10 protein-coding genes and 1 pseudogene are annotated in these 15,286 nt (G+C 63.2%); 6 read left to right on the top strand and 5 right to left on the bottom strand.

Translation table 11 applies throughout. The features are described from left to right. The 5 genes and pseudogenes from QN347_RS16620 to kdsA form a co-directional block, all read right to left on the bottom strand. Nucleotides 1-805, bottom strand: a pseudogene (locus QN347_RS16620) (transposase); the annotation flags it as partial. A 155-nt stretch (nucleotides 806-960) separates the two neighbouring features. After that, nucleotides 961-4,185, bottom strand: coding sequence for a glycosyltransferase (locus QN347_RS16615; RefSeq protein ID WP_322161330.1), 3,225 nt, complete (start codon nucleotides 4,183-4,185; stop codon nucleotides 961-963). Nucleotides 4,186-4,549: 364 nt separating this feature from the next. Continuing rightward, the gene (locus tag QN347_RS16610) at nucleotides 4,550-6,217 is read right to left on the bottom strand and encodes a hypothetical protein (protein WP_322161328.1); all 1,668 of its coding nucleotides are present in this window, start codon (nucleotides 6,215-6,217) and stop codon (nucleotides 4,550-4,552) included. A 373-nt stretch (nucleotides 6,218-6,590) separates the two neighbouring features. After that, nucleotides 6,591-7,355, bottom strand: coding sequence for a class I SAM-dependent methyltransferase (locus QN347_RS16605; RefSeq protein WP_322161326.1), 765 nt, complete (start codon nucleotides 7,353-7,355; stop codon nucleotides 6,591-6,593). Nucleotides 7,356-7,868: 513 nt separating this feature from the next. Continuing rightward, a complete protein-coding gene (gene kdsA, locus QN347_RS16600; RefSeq protein ID WP_322164143.1) occupies nucleotides 7,869-8,696 on the bottom strand; it encodes a 3-deoxy-8-phosphooctulonate synthase in 828 nt (275 codons plus the stop codon). Nucleotides 8,697-8,847: 151 nt separating this feature from the next. On the opposite strand from kdsA, the gene QN347_RS16595 reads away from it, so the two are divergent. The 6 genes from QN347_RS16595 to QN347_RS16570 all read left to right on the top strand — a co-directional run bounded on the left by QN347_RS16595 (nucleotide 8,848) and on the right by QN347_RS16570 (nucleotide 15,195). Next, the gene (locus tag QN347_RS16595) at nucleotides 8,848-9,843 is read left to right on the top strand and encodes a KpsF/GutQ family sugar-phosphate isomerase (RefSeq protein ID WP_322161324.1); all 996 of its coding nucleotides are present in this window, start codon (nucleotides 8,848-8,850) and stop codon (nucleotides 9,841-9,843) included. A 7-nt stretch (nucleotides 9,844-9,850) separates the two neighbouring features. After that, on the top strand, nucleotides 9,851-10,660 hold the full coding sequence (locus tag QN347_RS16590; RefSeq protein ID WP_322161322.1) for a manno-octulosonate cytidylyltransferase: 810 nt from the start codon (nucleotides 9,851-9,853) through the stop codon (nucleotides 10,658-10,660). After that, on the top strand, nucleotides 10,651-11,259 hold the full coding sequence (locus QN347_RS16585) for a phosphoglycerate mutase family protein (protein WP_322161320.1): 609 nt from the start codon (nucleotides 10,651-10,653) through the stop codon (nucleotides 11,257-11,259). The genes QN347_RS16590 and QN347_RS16585 overlap by 10 nt, the downstream gene beginning before the upstream one ends. A gap of 59 nt (nucleotides 11,260-11,318) precedes the next feature. Continuing rightward, on the top strand, nucleotides 11,319-12,977 hold the full coding sequence (locus QN347_RS16580; protein WP_322161319.1) for a beta-3-deoxy-D-manno-oct-2-ulosonic acid transferase: 1,659 nt from the start codon (nucleotides 11,319-11,321) through the stop codon (nucleotides 12,975-12,977). Next, nucleotides 12,974-14,173: a glycosyltransferase family 1 protein gene (locus QN347_RS16575; protein ID WP_322161317.1), complete on the top strand. Its 1,200-nt coding sequence runs from the start codon at nucleotides 12,974-12,976 to the stop codon at nucleotides 14,171-14,173. Before QN347_RS16580 ends, QN347_RS16575 begins: the two co-directional genes overlap by 4 nt. A 65-nt stretch (nucleotides 14,174-14,238) precedes the next feature. Further along, complete coding sequence (locus tag QN347_RS16570) at nucleotides 14,239-15,195, top strand: NADP-dependent oxidoreductase (protein WP_322161315.1); 957 nt, start codon at nucleotides 14,239-14,241, stop codon at nucleotides 15,193-15,195. The last annotated feature ends 91 nt before the right edge of the window (nucleotides 15,196-15,286 follow it).

Here is a 15,286-nt window from a genome sequence, read left to right as displayed (position 1 = left end):
CCGCCCGCCGCGGTCGTCAAACCGCAAAGCCGGGTCGGCAAAGCCCTGGTACGAAGACTCATGAATAATCCGGGCTAACGGCGTGTCGAGCACCGCCCGCAGGCACTCGCGCGTCACGTCGTCGCCGATGTTGAGGATGCGGAACCGGCGCCCCGTGGCCATTTGATCGTGCACGAAGTCCAGGCTCCAGCGCTGGTTGGACAGCGCCAGCACCGGGACCGGCGCTCGTGCGCCGACGGCGCGCTTTCGTCCCTTCGGGCGACGCACCGTCAGACCTTCCTCGCGCTAGAGCCGCTGGGTCTTCTTGCGGTTGATCGTGATGCCACCCCGGCGCAGCAGGATATGTAGCCGCCGATAGCCGAACCGCCGACGCTGCTGCGCCAGCTCGCGCAAACGCGACCGCAGGTCGCCATCATCCCCTCGGCACGAGCGATACCGCATGCTCGTGCGATCCGCCCCGACGACAGCACACGCCCGCCGCTCGCTCATCCCCAGCGCCGTCTGGAGATGCGCGACCGCTTCCCGCTTTGCGGCAGGCGTCACCATTTTTTGACAGCAGGTCCTTCAGACCTGCGTTGTCCAGCATCGTATCCGCCAGCAGCCGCTTGAGCCGCGCGTTCTCCTCCTCGAGCGACCGCAGCCGCTTCGCATCGGACACCTCCAGGCCGTCAAACTTGGCCTTCCACGCGTAATAGGTCGCGCTCGACATGCCGTGCCGTCGGCACAGATCCGTCGCCACCGCTCCAGCCTCGGCTTTCTTCAGGATGCCGATGATCTGCTCTTCCGAAAACTGCTTCCGCTTCATCTGTCCGTCCCTTCTTCTGGATCGAACTCTAGCTCCAACTGGAGGAAAAAACGGGGGTCACGTCAGGCACGTCAGCTCCGGTCCTCCTCCGGGTTGACTGAGCGGCAAACCGGTCCCTGCCGGTCCGCCATGAAGCGACTGCCTCCGCGCACCCGTCAGTCTATGTCGTGTTGATCGGCAAGTAAGCTCAGCCGAGCCCGGATTTGTTGTCCGACGGCGTTGAACGAATGGTTTGCCCGGATATCGGCCGCTGCAAGCTGACGCTTCCGCGCCACGGCTTCGCCACCCTCCATCGCCTGTTTGAGACACCAGCTCGCATGATCGATATCGGCTTCCGCCCACAATTGGCCAACTTGATACGGACCGTGGGCGCGCGTCAGCGGCTCAAGCGTATAATTGACGGGATAGCTATTCATCGGTGTCATGAAATCCATGTTCCCCGACCAGCCCGTTGCAATGACGGGCTTTCCTAGGAACATCAGTTCGGCCGGCGCGAGGCCAAACCCTTCGGCGCGATGAAGCGACAGCAGCGCGTCGCAACAGGCCTGAAGTTCGTAAACCTCGGCCCTTGCCAAGGGTTGATCGATGTAGACGACATTGCCGAGATCGGCGATCGACAGCTTCAACGCATCGTACTCCTGTTGGTGAATCGAGGCGTTGAGCGTCTTGATCACCAGGACGGCATCGTTGTGACCCTTGGCTGCGAGCCGGAAGGCTGCAATCGCGGCATCGGGGTTCTTCCGATATTGATACGAGTGGAAATCGTACATCATGAGAACGAGAAACGCGCGCGACGGGAGGCCGAATCGCGCCCTGCGGGGATTATTAGGGATTTCGAACTCAACCGCGTTCGGAATCTTCACGACGGGTATCGGCGCGATCGAGGCGACCGCCTCCTGAACGAACGACGTTGGGACCCAGACTTCGTTCAGTCCGGCGAATGACCCAAGATATCGTTCGGGCAAGAGGGGTTGCTCCCAATGCCAGGCGCCAATCCGCAACGCCGCATCATGGTCGATCCTGCGCAAATGGTTTAACGTCGAAGGCGTCTGGTCGGCGTTGACATAGAGAATGTCGATCGGCTGCTTTGCGGCGACAGCCGACGCCAGCGCGGTTCCGTCGGTCTGTCGGCTTGCGGTTTGAAAGCCCATGTCGATGACCGAATATGGAATCTCTGCGCTTCTTGCAGCAGCGCCAAGCGATCGGGCCGCCTCGCCTATCCCTAGCTCGGCCTTGATATAGCCGATCAGATTTATGCCCGGTACCGTGCCGGTGTCTTTGCCCAGCATGAGAACGGGGTTTTCCCTCGCACAGTCGAAAATATCTGTGTGATCGATGCTTACTTTTTTGAGTTTGAGCGCCAGTTCGCGATCGTCCGCCGAGAGACCAATCTCGGATGGAATGAAATGCCCCTCAGAAAGGATGGTGAGATGGGGGCGCGATCCCAGCGCCTCCGGAAGCGCGAAGGCGAACGTGAAATCGGTGATGCCGACAGACTTTCCGAGATAGAGCAGTCGATCGCGCAGGAAAATCGCGAACGCGCCTTCCGTCTTTCCCGTTTGGCGTGCCACCAGCTCACCGTCGTAGCTGCCTTCGATTCGTACGGTCCGACCTGCGAGCGTCTCAGGAAGCGGGAGCCGAATGTTGGCCGTCGTCCAATACCCTGTCTCGTGCGAGTCTTGCTCGGCTTCATGGAGCCAATAGGGCGGGAGCTTGTTGCGCAAGTGGTCGATACGATGATCGTACCAGTGTTTCTCCGCCAAGTTTGCCACTTCCGGCAAGTCTCGCGTCGCGGCTTGGCCGGGTGCGCTTGCGCTTCGCGCAGGCGATTTGGGCGCAGCCATGGCTGGGCCTCTGGAGCGCCCTGAAGGCCAGTCGTGACGGTTTGCGAGATTGTCTGCCAATGCGATGCGGAGGCCGGCCCATGCACGCGATCGCCAGCCGAGCTTGCTCCGATTTTCTCGAGACATGGCGACGGCCTTCCACATCCGGAAGCGTCCGTTTGGCTTGCGCAGAATGCGGGAATAGGTGGTGACCGCCCCGGGATCGGGAAAGCGTCCCAATATCACGTAGAATACCGCGCGAATGCGATCTACGTCGTCGCTGTGATGCGAAGATGGCGATGCGGTTGCGCGCGTAATGGCTGCTGTCGACCCAGCCGCTGACGCCATATTTGGGTTCGAGATCAACTCGCGGTGGTATCGCATCACCGTCTCGGAGAAATGCTTTGCGCCGTCATGCGCGAACCAAGCACGCCAAGCGCGTACGCCCTCTCCCGTATCGATTGGAAACGCGGTTTGGACATCGGTGTTGGCGGACCATAAGGCCAGCATGGCCCAGGTGATCTCCTCACCCTCGACCGTTCGAGCCGTTTCCAAGAGGATCGAAGGGTTGGCGTAGGGCGCGTCGCCTAACGCCTCGCGAAGCGTCTCGTTTTCTCGATACAGTTTGTGGAAGAAGGGTGGGAGGCGGGTGCCATCGTCGAACAGATCGAAGCCGTAGGGAATCGTACCGTAGCGTCTGACCCCATTATCCACCAGTTCCTGAGCATAGGCCTTGACCAACTGCTTGGCCGGCCCGAGCGTCTCGAGCGTGAAACGATCCTGATGCTTGGAGAACGGCGCCGGGTTCAGCGGGTCTAGGCCGCTATAATGGAAGAAGACGAGCGGCGCTCCGTTCACGGTCCAGGAATTGCGATCGCCTCGGACCTCGCGTTGTGCGATGTTCCAATATGCGACGTTGTAGCCAGGATGCCGAAGTACTTGAACGTTGTCGAACAGGCCTGGCACAAGATCGATCCAGCTCTGGTCGACGAAGATACCATCCTCGAGCGCGACCACGCAGTCATGCGTCAGTTTGCTCTGCCACCAGTCGATGAAATTCGCGGTATTATCGCTGTTGCGGATTGCACAAAATCCGAAGTTATAAGTTCCGGCTCGACGAATATCGAGCTCGCTCGGGCGATTTTGATCGGTGATTCGAGCAAGCAGATGTGGCGTCACGATAATGTCGGCGCCGGTGCTCAAGCCCTCGATGACTTCGTTCATCCCGCGGTAGAGCCGAATGTCGGGATCGATGTAGATCACGTTGGCGTAGCGCCGGTTCAGGAGATACGCGAGCGCCCAAGGCTTCACGGCGGTATTGAGTTCCAGGACATTGTACTGAAAGAAGAAGCTGTCTCCCAGCGGCAGCCCCAAATCCTGAAGCCGGATAACCTCGAACTCTTCCGACAAGGCGTCCGCGTGATCGAGATCGGTGTCGACAATGACACAGAAGAGGTTGGCGTCGGGATGGACGCGCCGGACGCTCTTGAGCATCGTGCGGGCGAAGTGCAGATAGTTGTTCGAAACGACTGTCAAAACCGCTGTGCCCGTGGCCAACTGACGGTCGAAAGCTATCGTATGCGGGGCTGCAGGGGGCACGTCGTTCCTCCGGTTACACGCTTTTGGAAGGGTTGGAGGTGCAAACGATCAACCGTGCGCGATGCGCCGACGCTCGTAGGGTTTCCCGCCCCGCCAAAAATTTCGCATTCGCCGCTCGCGCGAGCCACGTTACGGGTTAGTGATGTCACCCTCATCCCATAGAGGGCGCGGGAATTCTAGTAGCACCCGCCGCTCCGGTGGGGTGGCTGTCCCTTTCGAGCCTCCGCTGCAGAGCCATGCGGATCGTGCGGGCGGCAATATTGCGGGCCGCACCGTCGCTCGTTTGGGTTGGCTTGGGACGCGGCCCCGGCGTAGCACGAACTCAATGGGCCCGTGCCGTCTCAAACCATTGTGCGCCATTGTGGCAGGCGGTGAGCGTATCGTTTGCCGCCGTCCGCATATCGCGATTGCCGGCTAGGTGGAGCGAATCCGGCCCATTGGCAGTATGATTGGTAAGCGTAAGGGGGCCGGTGAAGATAAGGGATACACAGCGTCCGGCCCAGCCATTGCGGATCGACGAGATCGGCGTTTCTCCGGTGACGGTGAAAACGTTTCCCGTGGTCGGTAGCGCCAGTGCCGGTGAGGCGGAGATCGACTGAACCGTCATGTGCGAAGTGCCGACGGCACGACCTGATCGGCCGAAGTCGTTGTCGCTGAGAAATATCGTCGAATTCGCAGAATTCGTATCAACCGCCGCGCCAGGGAGATCACCGAAACGAACGCCGCTAACCGTGACCCGGGCGCTGGGCGATGCTACAAATACGCCATTTCGGATCGGGGACGTCGTTCCGATCAGGCCGCCTCTTACCACCGTGTCACCGTTGGATATGAGGATGCCGTAATCCGTGCCGCCCCATATCGTCGTACTGTCAAGCAATGTAACGCCGGCTGAAGCATCCACTTCGACACCTGCTCTTCCTTGGGCCGCGGCCTGCAAACCATATACTCGCGTATCCGCTGCGTTTCCTTCGATATAGAGTCCGACGGACCCGCGCATGATGGGCTTGGTGTCGAAAAGGTTGTCGACGCCGAAGCCAATTATGCTCGTGGAATTTACGTTATTCAAATGTATGCCGCGCAAATATCCATAGCAAAAGCTGTCGCTTATGTGGGCCCAATCTACTGTATCATGTAGATAGATGCAGTCCCCCATTCGGCCGTTGTTCATGCTTGTTCCGCCGCGACTGCCAATTGTACCAAACGGCCATGCATGAAGGTGACTGATCCAGGGAATGTCCTTCGAGTTACTAATGTCGATATTGTTGATGTTGTCGGCATACATATATTCGATCCGCGGGCGCTGGCATGAGGCGCAGACAAAACCTTTTTTGAAGCCGATGATCATGATGTGCGACAAACTGGTATCGTCGCTAGCCGTTGTGACGGCGGTGCCTGCATAGGCACTGCTGTCAGTCGATGGGAAAGGCATCCCAGAACGGTAGATGATCGTACTCGATATGCTCGCCCCGCTCGAAAGGGCGATCGTTGCGGTGTTCGCGAGGCGTAATACCCCACATCGATAGAGGTCGTAAGAAGGGCTTGAATTGTTCCCCAGCGTCCCGGGCGTATCGCACGCCCCCTTTAAAGATACGCCGGCCGGGATCGTTATGCTCGATGCGATGCGATAGGCGCCCTTAAATCGCAGCGTGCCACCACCGCCAGAGAATTTGCTGAGCGCATTCTGAAAGCATTGTGTACTATCGACGACCCCGGTGGCGTCGCAGCCGGCGAAATCCTGTACGTCGGTCGTGTCCGCCAGCTTGGCGATAACGGACCGTACCCGCGCCCCCCGAGCGCCATCGTTATAGGAAAATCTATCTGCGGCGGTAGCGCCGTCTGCCGGGCAGGATGTGCCGGGGGATTGATCTGCGGGACAGGTGTCATTTGCGGAGGATGCTGGCTGGGTGATCTGCCGAAAATCGCGCGAAGCAGCAATCGTCGGCGACCCGAAAACGACGGCAACTAAGGTTGATAAGCGACACCATTTCATTCTCGGCTCCTTTTGTCTGTCGAGCTATGTGGCGCGCGCCTGAGGCTCAAGTTCCGTTCCGCATCTCCGCGAGCGATTCGTCCTCGGGGATCTCCTAAATCAATCACCGGCTACATTATCGTCGCGCAAAACGCGGAGTCGTTGCCAGTTGCGACTGATACGCCGGACGTCGTGCTCGATCTGGTCGATATGAGCCGTTGAGCCATGCATCGTACTTCCATTAGCATATCGGCTAGCCCCGTACTGCGATCACAACGGATCAACGGCGCGCAGCTTGAGATCGGCACCTTGTTGCGCTGCGCAAGCCGTCTCCGCGATTCGGTTTCAGGTAGGTTCAGGGCTTTGACCGGCGTATCGTTATGGCGAAGATGCGCTAACGCCAAGCGTGGATGATTGTCCGGTGAGACGCGTCCTTCTTGACCTTGGGGCGCAAGAATCCCCCGGCGCCCTGATTCAAAGGATGAGATCGGCTGACCGGCGACGGGCTAACTTCGATCCGCGTGAAGCCGAAATTGCTCAACATGAGTTCGAGCGCCGGAACATTGGGCGCCCAGAAGTTGGTTGGATCGCCACCAAGTTCTCCCGGCTTGTAGAGACGCATTGCCGGCAATGTTTCCGACGCAAGCGCCGTCACCGTCTCGATAACTAGGTGATCCGCGCACATCCGGGCGGCCGCCTCAAGGCATCCGTAAGGATCTTTGACGTGGTAGAGGACACCGAGCAAAAGCACCAAGTCGAACTGTCCGAGAACCTGTGGATCGAGCGCCAAGACATCGACATCTAGGCTCTCCACGCCCGAGTTTAGGTTGTGATGGATGAAGTCGAAGCCTTGGCGGGTTCCCCAGCCGCTGCCTGACCAACAAAAATGGTCGGTAGCAAGCACTCTTGCTGCACCACGGCGCTCTGCCTCGAACGAGAAAAAGCCGTCCCATGCTCCAACATCCAGCACCGTTTTGCCGCATAGATCATCGCCAAAAAAAATGTCGGCCTCGGAGAGTAAAATATCGAGCGATTTAACGCCCTCGATGGACCGACCATCTGGGAGCTGAAAAGAATGGAACCAGTTTATAGTTGCAGCGTCCGTAGAATGGCTGGTGGAAACTAACCCATCCTCTGGTATGATTGGTTCATTTTTCATAAAAAATCCAAGACATCATCGTGACACAATAAGAAAAAGATAGGCAAAATTTCCAAACTTTTTCAAAACCGCCTGTAGTTAAAATCGTAAATAGAATCCGACGAGCGGGTACACAACGTCGCGCATGCTAACCAATGTGGATTTGGTGCACGAGCTGGGACTGGCGGGAAAAATCGGAATGGGGACTTCCTAATCAGGTTCAGCGTCTTTGGACTTGCGCTCGGGCTTGCCTTTACTGCCGCGCTGCGGCGTTCTCCACCATAGAACTCCCGGATCAGCGGGTTGCCATATCTCAACTAGCGCCAAGCGGTTCGGTCTGCAATGTCAGAGGTCCGAACCTGTGCGTCCCAAAGCCTGGATCTCGTAAGGTCTTTCCATATTTGGAAGACGCTGACGCTTATTTTCGCTTCGGAAGTCGGAGCGATGGTCGCCGTACTTGGTCGTTGCGGGATAGGAGGCGATCCACGCTGGAGACGACAGCGCGCGTCTTTCCTGCCCGCGCAACGCTTTGCCCTACCCCTTCACCACCGCATCAATCGCCATCAGCCGCTCCAGCAGCGGCTCGAGCTGGTCGAGCGGCCAGCTGTTGGGCCCGTCGGACAGCGCGTTCTCGGGATCCGGATGCGTCTCGAGGAACAGCCCCGCCACCCCCGCCGCGACGGCCGCGCGCGCGAGGACGGGAACGAACTCGCGCTGACCACCCGAGCGGTCGCCTTGCCCGCCCGGCAGCTGGACCGAGTGCGTCGCGTCGAACACCACCGGGCAGCCGGTACCCTGCATGATCGCCAGGCTGCGCATGTCCGAGACGAGGTTGTTGTAGCCAAAGCTCGCGCCGCGCTCGCACACCATGATGTTGCCGTCCGAAACGCCGGCGCTCGTCGCGGCGGCCCGCGCCTTGGCGACGACGTGCGTCATGTCGCCTGGCGCCATGAACTGCGCCTTCTTGATGTTGACCGGCTTACCGCAAGCGGCAACCGCCGAGATGAAATCGGTTTGCCGCGCGAGGAAGGCGGGCGTCTGGAGGACGTCGACGACCTCGGCCACCATCTTCACCTGGTCCTCGGTATGGACGTCGGTCAGCACCGGAAGCCCGGTTTCGGCGCGCACTTTCTCGAGGATGCGCAAGCCTTCTTCGATCCCCGGGCCGCGGAACGACGTGCCCGAGCTGCGGTTCGCCTTGTCGAACGAGCTCTTGTAGATCAGCAGCACGCCGAGCCGGTCGGCGATCGCGCGAAGCTGGGTCGCGATCGCCAGCGACTGGGCCTCGCTTTCGATGACGCACGGCCCTGCGATGAAGAAAATCTGGTGGTCCGGGCCGACCGCTTGTCCGCACAGCTGCATGGTCACGCTTTCTCTGATGGTTTTGCCCCTATGGCTTTTTGCGTAAGGGAGCGCGTATATAGCGACCTGCGCTCGAGCAGCGGTGGAAGTCAATTGGATACCGGGCCATGGCATCCATGCCGGCCGTAAAGGCATGGCAGAAGGGGATTTTATGAAAGCGATCGCGCCTAGCAGCTCGCAACATCCTGGTTTGCTCTCGGCACTGCGCACTACGCGAATCCAGATGGCGGCGCTTCAGGCGCTGTCGCTCGCGCTCAACGAATTCCCGTTGCGCGACCGATTCCTCGAGGCGGTCGATACGATCGCCGCAAATACGGGGCGACTCGTCGTAACCGGCATGGGAAAGAGCGGGATCGTCGCGCGCAAGATCGCCGCGACGATGCGGTCGACCGGGACGCCCTCGCTGTTCCTCCATCCCAGCGAAGCGAGCCATGGCGATCTCGGCATGATCGGGCGTGAGGACATCGTGTTCGCGCTCAGCTGGTCGGGCGAGACCACCGAGCTTGGCGATATCATCGCCTATTGCCGCCGATTCGGCATCCGCCTGATCGTCGCGACCGCGTTTGCCGAGAGCACCGCCGGACGCGCTGCCGATCTCTGCCTCACCTTGCCGCAAGTGCGCGAGGCGTGCCCCAACGAACTCGCGCCGACGTCGTCGACCACGGTGCAAGTCGTGCTCGGTGACGCATTGGCGGTCGCGTTGATCGAGCGGCGCGGCTTCACGCGCTCGGACTTCCTCGCTTTCCACCCGGGCGGCCGTCTTGGCGCGCGTCTCGCGACCGCGGCGCAGTTGATGGCAAAGGGTGACGACATCCCCGTGGTCAAGGTCGGCGCGAGCTTGATCGAGGCGACGATCGAGATGAGCCGCAAGCGCTGCGGCTGCACCGCGGTGGTCGACGAGGGTGGGCGACTGCTCGGCGTCTTCACCGATGGCGATTTGCGCCGCGCGGTCAGCGGCGATCACATGCATGCCGATATTCGCGACCATATGACGCTCAAGCCGATTACCGTCGGACCTGAGATCCTTGCCTCGGACGCGCTGCGGATCCTCAATGAAAAGGCGGTGTCGGTGTTGTTCGTCGTCAGTGGCGAAAAGCTCGTCGGGCTGATCCACTTGCACGACATTCTGCGCGCGGGCGTTGCCTAACGCTGCAATGCCCGACCTGATCGTAATTCCAGCGCGCTATGGCTCGACGCGGTTGCCGGGCAAGCCGCTGGTCGAGATCGCCGGGAAAACGCTGTTGTCGCGCGTCGTCGCCGTCGCTCGCGAGGGCGCGCGGCGGGCGGGCAACGCCGAGATCGTCGTGGCGACCGACGATGCCCGTATCCTCGATCACGCGCACGCGCTCGGCTGCGACGCGGTGCTGACCCAAAGTGCGATCACGTCGGGGTCGGGGCGGGCCTGGGCGGCGGCGCACGATCGCGCGCCCGAGATCGTCGTCAATTTGCAGGGCGATGCGCCGTTCGTCGATCCGGCGATGATCGCCGCGCTGATCGGTGCCTTGCGCGACTCGAGCAGCGCGGTCGCGACGCCGGTGGTGCAGCTCGACTGGGATGCGCTCGATGCGATGCGCGCACACAAGCAGACATCGCCGTTCAGCGGTACGACATGCGTGCGCGATAGCGAGGGCCGCGCATTGTGGTTTTCCAAGACCATCCTTCCGGCGATGCGCAACGAGGCGCAGCTGCGCGAAGCGAGCGCGCTGTCGCCATTGTTTCGCCATATCGGCCTGTACGCCTATCGCTTCGCGGCGTTGCGCGAATTCGAGGAAACCCCGCCGACGCCGTACGAGCAGCTCGAGGGGCTCGAGCAATTGCGCTTCCTCGAATCGGGGGTCGAGATCCGGACCGTCACGGTCGCGCCGCCGCGCCATGCCATGTCGGGGATCGACACCCCGGCAGACGTCGCGCTGGCCGAGCGGCTGATCGCGCAGTTCGGCGAGCCCGAGCACGCATGGCGCTGAGGGTCACGATCGTCCGCCACGGCGACACGTTCGAGCCGGGCGTCGCGCCGCGGCGGATCGGCGCGCGGACCGACTTGCCGCTGGTCGCGAGCGGGCGGGCGCAAGCGCAGGCGTTGGGCGCCGCCTTTGCGGCTGGCGGGCAGCGCTTCGATCGCGCGCTCACCGCGCCGCTTGCGCGCAGTCGCGAGACGCTCGCGCTGATCCTCGCCGCGCAAGCCGCCGCGCCGCCGGTCGAGACCGCCGACTGGCTCACCGAAATCGACCATGGGCCCGATGAGGACGTGCCCGAAAGCGCCGTGCTCGCGCGGATCGGCGCGGCGGCGATCGAGGCGTGGGATCATGCCGCGCGCGCCCCCGATGGCTGGACCGTCGACCCTGCGCAGCGCGTCGCCGGGTGGAAGGCGCTCTGGGCGGCGGGATCGGGCAACATCCTCCTCGTCACGAGCAACGGCGCCGCGCGGTTCGCCTTGCTCTCGGACGCAGGACTGCACGAACAGGCGGCTTCGTTGCCGACGCTCAAGCTGCGGACGGGCGCCTTCGGTACGATCGTTCGCGACGCGGGCGGGCTGCGATTGGGCGATTGGAACCGTCGGCCGTAAGCTTTCGCCCGGTCGCACAAGCCCTTGCATCGCCAGGGGGATTGCTGGAGAGCCACGCGATGCGCCTTCCCTTGCTTCGTTTTCCGGCATTTCCGGGCGCTGCTGCTGCCGTCATCGACACGACGAGCACGCTCAGCGAGCGCGTGCTCGCGCCCGAAACGATCGTATCGCTGTTCGCTGCGATCCGTGCGGCGCGCGTCGGCGGAGCGTTTTGGGCGCCGGCGAGCGCGGTACAGGGCGCGCCGACTATCGTGCGTCTGCGGACGCGCGAAGATATCGACAGCGTACCTGCGGCGCTCGCGCAAGCGGCTTTATGGTCGATGCCCGCGCCATTGGCGCGCGACGCAACTGTGCAGGTTCGCATCGAAGCCGCGCGGATCGTCGCGGCTGAAATCGACCCGTGGTCGGTACTCGAGAGGGCCACAACGCTTGTCGCACACGGTGACGACGAATGGGTCGCGCTCGCGACGATAGCTGGTTGCGTGGTACATTTGCTCTCGGCCGGTCGGTTCGGCGAGCCCGGCGACGATGCCGCCACGCTCGAAGCGCGCATCGCGAGCGACCTCGCGCAGACCGCCTGTCTCGACCCGTTCACCGGCCAGACCGCCGACAGCGGCGCAATGATCGCGTGGCTCGGCGACCTGCGGCAGAGTTTTGCGGCAAATCACGGGCTCGTCGCGGCGTGCGGCTTCAGCTGGTGGAAGCGGCACGAGATCGCGCGCTTCCTGTGGACGCCCGCGCACCCGTTGCGCTTCTTCTGGTCGGAGCAGCGCGCGATCGCGCATGCCGCGCGGATGGGCGGCGCGATTGCGGTGTGGCCGTCGCGCGTTTCGGCCGGGTTGGCGGCGGCCGCTGCGGCGCGGGGCGTCGCGCTGGTCCGTGTCGAGGATGGCTTCGTGCGTTCGGTCGGGCTCGGCAGCAATCTCGTGCCCCCGTCGTCGATCTCGATCGACCGGCGCGGCATCCATTACGACCCGACGCGCGCGAGCGATCTCGAGGTGCTGCTGGCCGAGGGAGAATTCCCGCCCGCCTTGCTCGAGCGCGCGCAGCGGTTGAGCGCGACGATCCTGGCCGCCGGGATCAGCAAATATGGCGGCGATGCAGCGCACAGCTTTCCCGAACGCGTCGCCGGCAAGCGGCTGGTGCTCGTCGCGGGGCAAGTCGAGGACGACCAGTCGGTGCTGCTCGGCGGGGCGGGGCTGACGAGCAATCTCGAGGTGCTGCGCCGTGCGCGCGTGCTCGAGCCCGATGCCGAGATCTGGTTCCGTACGCACCCCGATGTCGATGCCGGGCATCGCAAGGGCGCGGTGCGCGATGACGACGCCCTGGCGCACGCCGACCGCATCGTGCGCGGCGGGACGATGGCGCGGCTGCTCGATCTGGTCGATGCCGTCCATGTGCTGACCTCGCTCACTGGGTTCGAAGCGCTGCTGCGCGGGCGGGCGGTCACCTGCCACGGCGTGCCGTTCTACGCCGGCTGGGGCCTGACGCGCGATCTCGCGCCGATCCCCGATCGCCGGGGGCGGCGATTGGGGCTGGCGGAACTCGTTGCCGCAGTGTTGATTGTCTACCCGCGCTATCTCGATCCGGTTACGGGATTGCCCTGTCCGCCCGAGGTGCTGATCGCGCGCATGGCGAGCGGCAATGCGACGAACAGATTGGCCTGGGTAACAAAGTTGAAGCAAGTGCAGGGACGTTTGACGATGGGGTGGCTATGAGCGCGGGCGAGGTCATCCTCGACGTCTCGCGCTTGCTGTCGCGCGCGCGGCACCAGACTCCGTCGGGCGTCGATCGCGTCGAGATGGCGTATGCGCGCGGGTTGCAGGCGCGGCTCGGCGAGCGCTTGGGCTTTGCCGCGGTGCATCCGTTCGGCAATTACGGCCGTCTTTCGCGCGCGCGAACGCTAGCGTTTCTCGACGCGACCGAGGCGCGCTGGGCGAGCGCGCGCGGCAAGGGCGGGCCGCGGCCGATCGCCGAAGTGATGCCGACGCTGCTCAACCTGCTGCCGACGCGGCCGCGGCCCGGCCCAAACAGTGTCTACGTCCAATCGTCGCCGCACCATCTGACCAAGCCCGATCTGGTGAAACGGATCCTCGCGCACGAACAGGCGCGCTTCCTGTGCTTCGTGCATGATCTCATCCCGATCGAATATCCCGAATATGCCCGACCCGACGGGGCGCGGCTGCATCAGCAACGCGTCGACACGATCACGCGCTTTGCCGACAGTGTGATCGTGAATTCGGTATCGACCGCCAAATCGCTCAAGCCGTTCCTCTTGGCGGCTTGGCGCTCGGTCGACGTGCGCGTGGCGCTGCTCGGCACCGAGGAGATCCCGCACGTCGCGCCGCTGCCGAGCGCGGCGGCGGAACGGCCGTATTTCCTGTGTCTCGGCACGATCGAGCCGCGCAAGAACCATTTGCTGTTGCTCAACCTGTGGCGCGCGATGGCGCAGCAGATGGATCCGGCGGCGATCCCGCGGCTGATCATCGTCGGGCGTCGCGGCTGGGAGAATGAGCAAGTCGTCGACATGCTCGAGCGCTGCCCCGGGCTCAAAGGCCATGTCGAGGAGCTCAACGGCTGTTCGGACGAGCGGATGCATGCGCTGCTGCGTGGTGCGCGCGCGCTTGTGCTGCCGTCGTTCGCCGAAGGCTATGGCATGCCGGTGGCCGAAGCGCTGTCGGTCGGCACGCCGGTGATCTGCAGCGATCTGCCCGCGCTCCACGAGGCCGGTGGCGCCGCGCCGGATTTCCTCGATCCGCTCGATGGGCTCGGTTGGGAGGCGGCGATCCTCGATCATGCGCGTGCCGGGCCGATGCATCATGCGCAGCGCGAGCGGATGCGCGGCTGGAATCCGCCGACCTGGCACGATCATATCTCGATCCTGTGCGACGCGATCGAGGCGCTGCAACGCTAGGCGCCTGACGGGGTGGGGGATCGCACTGGACGGCGGCGCGTTTGTCGGCGCGAAGGAGTTCCCGCATGCCCGACCTCGATAGCACGACGCCCGCAACCGCAAACCGCGCGGTGCGCATCACCCATTTCGGCGGCCCCGAGGTGATCGAGGTCGGCGCGATCGACACGCCCTATCCGGCGGCCGACGAAGTGCTCGTCCGCGTTTATTCGGCGAGCGTCAATCCGGTCGACTGGAAGACCGCCGAGGGTAAATATCCGCCGGTCGGCGAGGATGCGCTGCCGATCGTGCTCGGGCGCGATCTGGCGGGCACGATCGCGCAAGTCGCGGATTCGGACTGGAGCGTCGGCGACCGCGTCTTCGCCTTTATCGGGCAGGATCGCGGTGCGCAGAGCGACTTCGTCTGCGTCAAGACGAGCGAGCTCGTCGCGATGCCGGACGCGATCGACTTCGACGCTGCCGCCGGATCGGCGCTTGCGGTGATGACCGCATGGCAGGGGCTGTTCGATCATGGCGGGCTGACCGCCGGGCAGCGCGTGCTGATCCATGGCGGCGCAGGCGGGGTCGGCCACATGGCGGTGCAGCTCGCGCGCTGGAAAGGCGCGACGGTGTTCGCGACCGCATCCGAGCACGACCTCGATTTCGTCCGCAGCCTCGGCGCCGATACGGTGATCGATTACAAGAACGCGCGGTTCGAGGATATCGCGACCGATCTCGACATGGTGTTCGATACGCAAGGCGGCGAGACGCAGGCGCGTTCGTTCGGCGTCATCCGCGAAGGCGGCATCCTCGTCTCGACGCTCGATCCCGACACGGCCAAGGCGGCCGAGCACAAGGTGCGCATCATGCCGCGCTGGCATGCCGAGCCGGATGCCGCCACGCTCGGCCAGGTCGCCGACTTGCTCGCGTCGGGCGCGCTCGAGGTGACGGTGGCGAAGACCTTTCCGCTCGAGGACGTGCGCGCGGCGCACGCCTTTGCCCAGGACGCGCATCCGCGCGGCAAGGTCGTGCTGCGCCTGGTCTGACGCAGCACGACGGCGCGGGCTCAGCCGACCCCGCGCCCGACCCCCCGCGTCAGCCCCGCCGAGAACGCCCGCGGATAGACCCGCACCACCC

Origin of the sequence: Sphingomonas sp. 10B4, assembly GCF_035019905.1 — a bacterium.
Taxonomy (GTDB): domain Bacteria; phylum Pseudomonadota; class Alphaproteobacteria; order Sphingomonadales; family Sphingomonadaceae; genus Sphingomonas; species Sphingomonas glacialis.
Note: the sequence above shows the minus strand (reverse complement) of the source record. Positions and strands in the feature narration are given on the sequence as shown.

Bases quoted from the DNA above. Each gene is read 5' to 3' on its own strand.
- QN347_RS16610 (WP_322161328.1), bottom strand. From the start codon at position 6,217: ATGAAATGGTGTCGCTTATCAACCTTAGTTGCCGTCGTTTTCGGGTCG.
- QN347_RS16605 (WP_322161326.1), bottom strand. From the start codon at position 7,355: ATGAAAAATGAACCAATCATACCAGAGGATGGGTTAGTTTCCACCAGC.
- kdsA (WP_322164143.1), bottom strand. From the start codon at position 8,696: ATGCAGCTGTGCGGACAAGCGGTCGGCCCGGACCACCAGATTTTCTTC.
- QN347_RS16595 (WP_322161324.1), top strand. From the start codon at position 8,848: ATGAAAGCGATCGCGCCTAGCAGCTCGCAACATCCTGGTTTGCTCTCG.
- QN347_RS16590 (WP_322161322.1), top strand. From the start codon at position 9,851: ATGCCCGACCTGATCGTAATTCCAGCGCGCTATGGCTCGACGCGGTTG.
- QN347_RS16585 (WP_322161320.1), top strand. From the start codon at position 10,651: ATGGCGCTGAGGGTCACGATCGTCCGCCACGGCGACACGTTCGAGCCG.
- QN347_RS16580 (WP_322161319.1), top strand. From the start codon at position 11,319: ATGCGCCTTCCCTTGCTTCGTTTTCCGGCATTTCCGGGCGCTGCTGCT.
- QN347_RS16575 (WP_322161317.1), top strand. From the start codon at position 12,974: ATGAGCGCGGGCGAGGTCATCCTCGACGTCTCGCGCTTGCTGTCGCGC.
- QN347_RS16570 (WP_322161315.1), top strand. From the start codon at position 14,239: ATGCCCGACCTCGATAGCACGACGCCCGCAACCGCAAACCGCGCGGTG.